Origin of the sequence: Pseudomonas sp. (genome assembly GCF_050739655.1) — a bacterium.
Classification (GTDB): domain Bacteria; phylum Pseudomonadota; class Gammaproteobacteria; order Pseudomonadales; family Pseudomonadaceae; genus Aquipseudomonas.
This window is the reverse complement of the sequence record NZ_JBOIBY010000735.1, coordinates 1-5,874: the sequence shown is the minus strand read 5'-3', so window position 1 is coordinate 5,874 and position 5,874 is coordinate 1. Positions and strand designations below refer to the sequence as shown.

General features: G+C 59.4%; 8 protein-coding genes. 1 reads left to right on the top strand and 7 read right to left on the bottom strand.

All coding sequences use genetic code 11. From position 1 onward, the window contains the following. Positions 1–125: 125 nt before the first annotated feature. From ACRESJ_RS34525 to ACRESJ_RS34505, 5 genes are read right to left on the bottom strand one after another with little or no spacing between them, the layout of a single operon-like run. On the bottom strand, positions 126–761 hold the full coding sequence (locus tag ACRESJ_RS34525) for an SCO family protein (protein ID WP_431761889.1): 636 nt from the start codon (positions 759–761) through the stop codon (positions 126–128). Continuing rightward, the gene (cyoE, locus tag ACRESJ_RS34520; protein WP_431761888.1) at positions 758–1,657 is read right to left on the bottom strand and encodes a heme o synthase; all 900 of its coding nucleotides are present in this window, start codon (positions 1,655–1,657) and stop codon (positions 758–760) included. Before cyoE ends, ACRESJ_RS34525 begins: the two co-directional genes overlap by 4 nt. Further along, positions 1,645–2,718, bottom strand: a complete 1,074-nt coding sequence (locus tag ACRESJ_RS34515; RefSeq protein ID WP_431761887.1) for a COX15/CtaA family protein — start codon at positions 2,716–2,718, stop codon at positions 1,645–1,647. Before ACRESJ_RS34515 ends, cyoE begins: the two co-directional genes overlap by 13 nt. 10 nt (positions 2,719–2,728) lie before the next feature. Beyond that, on the bottom strand, positions 2,729–3,322 hold the full coding sequence (locus tag ACRESJ_RS34510) for a hypothetical protein (RefSeq protein WP_431761886.1): 594 nt from the start codon (positions 3,320–3,322) through the stop codon (positions 2,729–2,731). Next, entirely contained in the window at positions 3,288–4,028 is a 741-nt protein-coding gene (locus ACRESJ_RS34505; RefSeq protein WP_431761885.1) for an SURF1 family protein, read from the bottom strand. Before ACRESJ_RS34505 ends, ACRESJ_RS34510 begins: the two co-directional genes overlap by 35 nt. A gap of 71 nt (positions 4,029–4,099) precedes the next feature. On the opposite strand from ACRESJ_RS34505, the gene ACRESJ_RS34500 reads away from it, so the two are divergent. Beyond that, complete coding sequence (locus ACRESJ_RS34500; protein ID WP_431761884.1) at positions 4,100–4,303, top strand: twin transmembrane helix small protein; 204 nt, start codon at positions 4,100–4,102, stop codon at positions 4,301–4,303. 71 nt (positions 4,304–4,374) lie between these two features. Here ACRESJ_RS34500 and ACRESJ_RS34495 read toward each other — a convergent pair whose 3' ends face one another. Both ACRESJ_RS34495 and ACRESJ_RS34490 read right to left on the bottom strand, forming a co-directional pair. Further along, positions 4,375–5,262 (bottom strand): cytochrome c oxidase subunit 3, encoded by an 888-nt coding sequence (locus ACRESJ_RS34495; protein WP_431761883.1) that lies wholly within the window; start codon positions 5,260–5,262, stop codon positions 4,375–4,377. 25 nt (positions 5,263–5,287) lie between these two features. After that, a complete protein-coding gene (locus tag ACRESJ_RS34490) occupies positions 5,288–5,839 on the bottom strand; it encodes a cytochrome c oxidase assembly protein (protein WP_431761882.1) in 552 nt (183 codons plus the stop codon). Between the last annotated feature and the right edge of the window lie 35 nt (positions 5,840–5,874).

Genomic DNA, 5,874 nt, shown 5'->3' with positions numbered 1-5,874 from the left:
ATTCAGAATTTTCGCGTTATCGTTAACGTTTTTCGCGAGCAAGCTCGCTCCTACAGTTGACCTTCATCGCTTAACTGACTGGCATTAAGGCTTGCCCGCGAAGGCGGTGTGTCAGTCACAGAGTCTTACTTGCGGTTCAGCATCACCGGCAATTGCGCCACCAGTTTCTGGTTGTTCAACGGCGACCGAATAAACCCCCGCTGAGTGCCATCCGGCCCAATCACGGCGAGGTTGCCACTGTGGTCGACGGTGTAGTTCGGTTTGCTGGTGTCGGCTGGAATGAACGGAATGCTCACTGCGTTGGCGACTTTTTGCAGTTCCTCGACTGACGTTGGTGTCAGGCCGATGAATTGGGGATCGAAATAACCCAGGTACTGTTTGAGTTGCTTGGGCGTGTCGCGATTCGGGTCGACGCTGACCAGTACGATCTGCAACTTATCCACAGCCTCGGGCGGCAGTTCGCTTTTAATCTGCCGCAGCTGGGCGAGGGTGGTCGGGCAGATGTCCGGGCAGAAGGTGTAGCCGAAGAACAGCAGCGACCACTTGCCTTTGAGTTCATTGACCGCCACCGGTTTGCCGTCCTGATCGGTCATCGTCACGCTGGGCAGGTTGCGGCTTTGCGGCAACAGGATGATCCCGGCGTCGATCAACGCCGTCGGGTCGCCTTGGCCTTTTCCGGAGAGCACTTTATTGATGGTCAGGCCCAGGACCAGCGCGATCAGGGCGACAAGGATGAAGACTGTTTTCTGGGTTCGAGTCATAGGTTCAACAATAAGTAATGGTCTACGAGGAGGGCAATGAACAGCAGGAACAAGTAGTAGATAGAGTACTTGAACGTGTTGATCGCCGCGTGCGGTCGAGTGCCACGGTACAACACCACAGCCCATTGCAGGAACCTCGCGCCCAGGCCAATGGCGCAGACCAGGTAGAGCAGGCCACTCATGTGAATCACGTAAGGCATCAGGCTGACGGCCAGCAGCGCGCCGGTATAAAGCAGGATGTGCACTTTGGTGTAGTGCTCGCCGTGGGTCACCGGGAGCATCGGAATATCAGCCTTGGCGTATTCCTCTTTGCGGTGGATGGCCAGCGCCCAAAAGTGTGGAGGGGTCCAGGCGAAGATGATCAGCACCAGTAGCAGTGGTTCGGCGCTGACGTGGCCGGTGGCCGCTGTCCAGCCGAGCAGAGGCGGGGCCGCGCCGGCCAGGCCGCCGATGACAATATTCTGTGGCGTAGCGCGTTTGAGAAAACCGGTGTAGACCACCGCATAACCGAGCAGGGAGGCGAGGGTCAGCCACGCCGTCAGCGGATTGGTGAAAGCCAGCAACAAGGCTTGGCCCAGCACCGCCAACACCAACGCAAATGTCAGCGCCGCCGTCGGTGATACCCGGCCTTCGGCCAGCGGTCGCTTGTGCGTACGGGCCATGACGGCGTCAATGCGCCGGTCCACCACATGGTTGACCGCTGCCGCACCGCCAGCACACAAGGCGATTCCCAGATTGCCGAACACCAGCACCGTCCCCGGCACCCCGGCGCGCGTGGCGAGGAACATCCCGACCAGCGAGGTGATGAGCATCAACACCACCACTTTGGGTTTGGTCAGTTCCAGGTAGTCACGCCAGATCGCCTGGCGGTGGCGTTCGCCGATCAGAGTCGCCATGGCATCTCTCCTTTTATTGTTATGGGCGCGGCGGAGTGTTTACGCGGGCTGAAGCGCCAGCGAGTCGGCTGCTTGACCCGAACCAGACTGGTTCGGGCGTGGTAATTGACCAACACCATCGTCAACAGCAGCGCCGCGCCACCCGCGTTATGGGCAACGGCCACCGGAAGGGGCAGATGAAACAGCACGTTGCTGATGCCCAAGGTGATCTGTGCGGTGAGGGCGATCAATACCAGCCCCGCCAGACGCGTCATGCCGACCACTTTCAGTTGCCACGCCAAACCGAGCAGCACCAGCGTGACCAGCAAAGCGCCGATGCGATGAGTCAGATGAATCGCAGTGCGAGCGTCGCTGTCGAGTTGCCCACCGAGGTAATTCGGGCCGATGTGCTGTGTGAGGTGAAAGCCGTTGGCGAAATCGGCAGGGGGCAACCATTGGCCGTGACAGGTTGGGAAGTCGATGCAGGCCACGGCGGCATAGTTGGAGCTGACCCAGCCACCGAGGGCGATTTGCCCGATCACCAGCAGCAGCCCGGCCGTCGCCCAGTACTGCAAGCGGCGCGGCACGGTCAGCGCCGGCAGCACGCCGGAAAGGCGCAGAGTCAGCAGAAACAACAGGCTCAACGTGGCAAAACCACCGAGCAAATGCCCGGTTACCACTTGCGGCCAGAGCTTGAGCGTCACGGTCCACATACCGAATGCGGCTTGGGCGAACACCACCGCCAGCAGGAACAAGGGCAGCTTCACCGGTTGCCCCGGATGCCGACGATGGATCCAGGCGCGACCTGCCAAAACCGAAATCAACAGCCCGAGGGTGCCGGCGAAGTAGCGATGGATCATTTCGTTCCAGCCCTTGTGGGCCTCGACCGGTGTGTCCGGGAAATGCAATTCGGCATGGGCCAGCTGGGCTTCGCTTTTCGGCACGCTGATAAAGCCATAGCAGCCGGGCCAATCCGGGCAACCGAGGCCTGCGTGGGTCAAGCGGGTGTAGGCACCGAGCAACACCACAATCAGTGCCAGCAAGGTGGCAAACAGCGCGAGGCGAAATCCTGGTTTGGCCATGACGATGCCCTTATCCGATGTTGGACAGTTTCAGCAGATGACGCAGATCGTTGAGCAGGTCCTTGCCCTTGACCGACGGGTCGTAGCGCAGCACCAGGTTGCCGTGGGGGTCGATGATCCACAGCTGGGGTGCGGCGTGGTCACCCGTGGCTTTGCTGAAGGTGGTCAGGTCCATGGGATAACGTTGCAGTTGCGGGTATTCGCGGCTGAGCTTGGTTTCGTACTCGTTGTTCAGGGGTTGGCCAGCGGCCAGGGCGTGGCTGGCTCGTCCGGCATCGCGCCCCAGACCGATTTGGATCTGCCGCGCCAGGTACACCAGTTGTTGGCAATCCACCGAACAATCTTTCGGTGCGGTCACCAGTAGTTGCCAGCGATCTTCCTGAGCCTGTACGCCGATATCTGCACGGGTCTGTCCGTTACCGATCAATTCGCCGTGATAACTGCGTCCCTCCGGCACCCAAAAATTGAGCTTGTACATGCCGGTGGCGAGGATCATCGGGCCAATGACTCCAAGCAGGATCAGCAGTAATTGCAGGCGCCCCTTGCGCCGGTTCGCCGGCGTTTTCGCCTCAGACATGCTGGGTGGATTCATGGCCGCTCCCATGGTGTTTCTCCTTTGCGTTGTGCCAGCCGAGGTAGAGATAAAGACCGAACAGCGCGATCGACATGGCGAACCACTGCACGGCATAGGCGATGTGTTTTTCCGGGCCGATGGCGACTACCGGCCAATCGGCCTGATAAGTGGCAGGCCCGCTTTCTGCGCGTAATTCGAAGGCAAAACCTTCACGGTCCAGAGCGGCCCAGAGTTTCGTTGGATCAACCGCCGTGACCAGCTGTGGCCAGGTCGTGGTAGCCGGATCGGCGTGCAATTGGAAGGTCGCGCCGGGAGCAACATAGACCCAGGCATTGAGGCTCAAGGCTTCGGCGGGTGTGGCGAATTTTGGTGGAATACGCCGATCCGGCCATGGCAACCAGCCGCGATTGACCAGCAGCCAGAGCCCTGTCGCCTGATCCTGGAACGGTTGCAGCAACTCGACACCCACCTTGCCGTCGCGCTGGCGGTTATCCAGGAGCAGACTGTGGGCGGCATCGAATTGACCGTGCAGGCGAACCCGGCGAAAGGCTGGATCTGCACTGTGCTGCAGTTCGGTGCTGGCCATCGGTTCGGCGGTCCGACGCTCGCTGTAGCTTTGCAGCAGCGCGCTTTTCTCCGCGCCCCGGCCCAGTTGCCAGAAGCCGAGTGACACCAACAGCGGCAGCAACAGGGCGACCACCAGTGTCGGCACGACTCCTGGCCGAAAGCGCTTCATGGCATCGCCAAAAAGTCGGTCAACGCGATAGCTATACTTGAATGCATCGCTTTATCCCCCGGAGTTTCACCATGCTCAAAGCAGCTATCGTCCTGATGCTGATTGCCACGGTTGTCAGCCTGTTCAGCGGCCTGTTTTTTCTGGTCAAGGACGACAGCAGCTCGAACCGCCTCGTCATTGCCTTGAGTGTCCGTGTTGCCCTGGCCGCCATTACCCTGGGCCTGATCACCTGGGGTTTTTTCAGCGGCCAGTTGGTGTCCCACGTTCCGTGGTAGCTACTTGCAACAAGCTTCAAGCTTCAAGCGCTCCATACTTGAGGCTTGCAGCTTGCAGCTTGCAGCTGCCTTCAAAGCACGTAGACGAAAACGAACAGCCCGATCCACACCACGTCCACGAAGTGCCAATACCAACTCGCTGCTTCAAAACCGAATTGATGCTCGTTGTCGAAGTGTCCGCGCATGATCCGCATCAACATCACGAACAGGATGATGGTGCCGATGGTCACGTGGGCACCGTGGAACCCTGTGAGCATGAAGAAGGTGGCACCGTAGATGCCCGAGCCCAGCGTCAGGCCCAGTTCGTGGTAGGCGTGGATGTACTCTTCGGCTTGAAAGCCGAGGAACGCGCAACCCAGCAAGACAGTGATCGCCAGCCAGAGCTTCAGCGCGCCACGATGGCCCTTTTTCAAGGCGTGGTGGGCGATGGTCACGGTGACGCTGGAACTGACCAGTATCACGGTGTTGAGCAGCGGCAAGCCCCAAGGGCTGATGACTTCCTTGGGTGGCGGGAAAAGTTTGGAGTCCGGGTTGTTCAACAATGGCCAGGTGAACTCGAAGTTCGGCCACAGCATGTGCGCGATCCCTTTGGCACCTTCACCGCCCAATGCCGGTCCGGAGACGTGACGCACATAAAACAACGCGCCAAAGAAGGCGATGAAGAACATCACCTCCGAGAAAATGAACCAGCTCATGCCCCAGCGGAACGAGCGGTCCATTTGCGCGCTGTACAGGCCGCTGCGACTCTCCTTGATCACCGTGCCGAACCAGCCGAACAGCATGTACGCCAGCAGCAGGCCACCGACGAAAAAGATCAGCGGGCCGTGGGATTCCGGCCTCGCCGCTTTCAGATCGTTGAACCAGGTGCCCAGGCCATAAACGGTGGTGACCATTGCGAGCGTGGCGATGATCGGCCATTTGCTCTGGGCCGGAACGTAATAATGTTCATGAGTTGCCATTTATTGTTCTCCTTATCGGGCACGCTCAACCGCCAGTGTTTACAGCGACCGGTGGATGTCGGGCGGTGATATCGAACAGCGTGTAGGACAGCGTCAGGTGCTTCACATCCTTGGGCATGTCACGGTCAACAATGAAACGCACCGGCATTTCTATTCGTTCACCGGGCTGCAGCACTTGCTGGGTAAAGCAGAAACATTCGGTCTTGTGGAAGTACGCCGCCGCTGCGCTGGGCGCGATGCTCGGCACTGCCTGGGCGCTCATCGGGCGATCGGTGGGGTTGTGTGCAATGAAGATCATCTCGTTCACCGCCCCAGGGTTTGCCGTCAGCTCATCGTGCTTGGGATAAAAATCCCAGGGCATGTCGGCGGTATTGGTCGACAGAAACTGCACGCGAACCTGCCGCGAGGCATCGACGGTTTGCTCGCCTTCGTACTGCCCGGCCGTTTTGCCGTTGATGCCGAATGCTTTGCACATCACGTCGTAGATCGGCACCAGGGCAAACCCGAAAACAAACATCGCCACCACCACCAGCAATAGTCGAGTGACCAGCTTCTTCATCGAAATCGAGTCAGCCATGACCTATGCCCTCTACAGAGAACCCTGTGGGAGCT

What these genes read in the sequence shown, in the direction of transcription:
- ACRESJ_RS34510 (WP_431761886.1), bottom strand. Translation starts at nt 3,322, where the DNA reads ATGGGAGCGGCCATGAATCCACCCAGCATGTCTGAGGCGAAAACGCCG.
- ACRESJ_RS34515 (WP_431761887.1), bottom strand. Translation starts at nt 2,718, where the DNA reads ATGGCCAAACCAGGATTTCGCCTCGCGCTGTTTGCCACCTTGCTGGCA.
- cyoE (WP_431761888.1), bottom strand. Translation starts at nt 1,657, where the DNA reads ATGGCGACTCTGATCGGCGAACGCCACCGCCAGGCGATCTGGCGTGAC.
- ACRESJ_RS34490 (WP_431761882.1), bottom strand. Translation starts at nt 5,839, where the DNA reads ATGGCTGACTCGATTTCGATGAAGAAGCTGGTCACTCGACTATTGCTG.
- ACRESJ_RS34525 (WP_431761889.1), bottom strand. Translation starts at nt 761, where the DNA reads ATGACTCGAACCCAGAAAACAGTCTTCATCCTTGTCGCCCTGATCGCG.
- ACRESJ_RS34505 (WP_431761885.1), bottom strand. Translation starts at nt 4,028, where the DNA reads ATGAAGCGCTTTCGGCCAGGAGTCGTGCCGACACTGGTGGTCGCCCTG.
- ACRESJ_RS34500 (WP_431761884.1), top strand. Translation starts at nt 4,100, where the DNA reads ATGCTCAAAGCAGCTATCGTCCTGATGCTGATTGCCACGGTTGTCAGC.
- ACRESJ_RS34495 (WP_431761883.1), bottom strand. Translation starts at nt 5,262, where the DNA reads ATGGCAACTCATGAACATTATTACGTTCCGGCCCAGAGCAAATGGCCG.